General features: G+C 60.9%; 1 protein-coding gene. It reads left to right on the top strand.

Annotated elements, in window-relative coordinates; all coding sequences use genetic code 11:
- A partial coding sequence (locus JKG68_RS32155) for a penicillin-binding transpeptidase domain-containing protein (RefSeq protein ID WP_281399280.1) occupies positions 1–1,129 on the top strand: 1,129 nt, incomplete at its 5' end.
- Positions 1,130–1,698: the final 569 nt, after the last annotated feature.

Raw genomic sequence — 1,698 nt, forward strand, 5'->3', positions numbered from 1 at the left:
GTGGGTGGTGGAAACCTGGGGAGACAAGTACGTGCAGCCGGGAGAGACGGTTCGCTTCTTCGTCACCCTGAACCCGCGCGCCCAGCACATTGCGGAGCAACAACTCAGCAGGCTGGTCAAGGATGGAGCTGTCCCATCCCAGTATGATGCCGGCGCGGTGATGATGGCTCCCAATGGACGGGTGCAGGCTATGGTCGGCTCCGTGAACTGGTCTCAGCGGCAGTTCAACAATGCTGTGAAAGCCCGCGTCCAAGCCGGCTCAACGGCCAAGTTGCCGCTGCTGATTGCCGCCTGCGAGGCTGGCAGGATGCCAGAGAGCCGGGTTATGGACCAGCCGATCAGAGGGACTTGGCCCGCGAACGGCGAGCTGGGCTATCGAGGGCAGACGACGCTGAAGGAGGCGATTGCCTCATCGCGCAATGCCGCGGCTGTGCGGCTGACACAGGAGATTGGGGCTGACGCCGTTGCTGAGGTCAGCCGGCGCATAGGCATCGATCCTGGCCCTGCAGTTGATGCCGGTTTCATTCTCGGCTCCTACTCGAGCAATGTCATGGCCATGACGGCAGCCTACACAGCCGTGGCCAATGGCGGCTATCAGATTGAGCCATCGGGCGTGCTGGCCGTGGTTGACGGCCGTGGCCAAGTGCGAGCTGACTTTCTCACCCCCCTGCGCAAGAGGGTCATCCCTGAGGAATGTATCGAGCCAGCACAGCAGGTTCTACGTGAGGTGGTCGAGCATGGGACCGGACGCGCGGCGCAGTTGAAGCGGTGGGCAGCTTACGGAAAGACCGGAACCTCGACTGGCAATGCTGATGCTTGGTTCATTGGCTGGAGTGAGCAGCGGGTCTTTGGTGTCTGGATGGGGCGGCGGCGCGGCGTGACCGGTCACGCTGTTGCTGGTGCTGGTGCGCCGGCTGCTTACTTCGAGCGTGTTGCCACTGCGGTGAATGAATGGGCCGAGCGCCAGCAGAGGCTCGAAGAGCAGCGGCTCGCAAGCGCAAGCGCACGCGCGAAGCGGAGTTTTGATGCGAAGAAGATCGTCGATTGGCTCTCGTCGCTTCCGCAGGCCATGACCTTGCCTGATAGTTCATCAACTCAGGAAAGGCCTGTCAGAGAGAAAAGAACCTAGGTGGTCTGGGTTGGGACGATTGGGGGCTCAGGTTTTAAGGGTTTGTTCGACAAGCCTTGGGATGCGATCCAGTCGCGCCAGCAGCGCCCGTGCTGGCCCTTGAGGTGTTCGGCGGCCCTGCTCCCAGTTCCGAATGGTCCCGATCGCAACGCCGACGCAACGGGCGAACGCGGCTTGCGAGAGGCCGGTCCTGCTCCGGACGACGGCTGCATCGATGACGCTAGGGCGCCTCAGATCACCATCGAGGCTGAGTTTGTCGTTCGTCTCTGCGGGAATAGAGCCGAGGCTGATGATGAGTCGCTCAAAAAGGCCGGTTTGCATGTTTTGGCCTTGCTGCTTTTTCTCATTCCTATCCCCCAATTGAGCCATCCCGTTGATGGGCGGAGAAACGGACCAAAGTCGGTTATGCTAGCAGTGTGCGCGAGTTCGAAGCTTTTGGTTGGTATTCCCGGACTGGTGCAACGGAACGGAGCAGGCTTCTGATCAAGGGCAGATCACGACTGGATCTTCGATTAAGATCGGCCGAGTCCCATTCGATGGTTCAAGCCGCGAACGCGTTGAGCCAGTGG

The sequence above is a fragment of the Microvirga aerilata genome (assembly GCF_016743775.1).
Taxonomy (GTDB): domain Bacteria; phylum Pseudomonadota; class Alphaproteobacteria; order Rhizobiales; family Beijerinckiaceae; genus Microvirga; species Microvirga aerilata.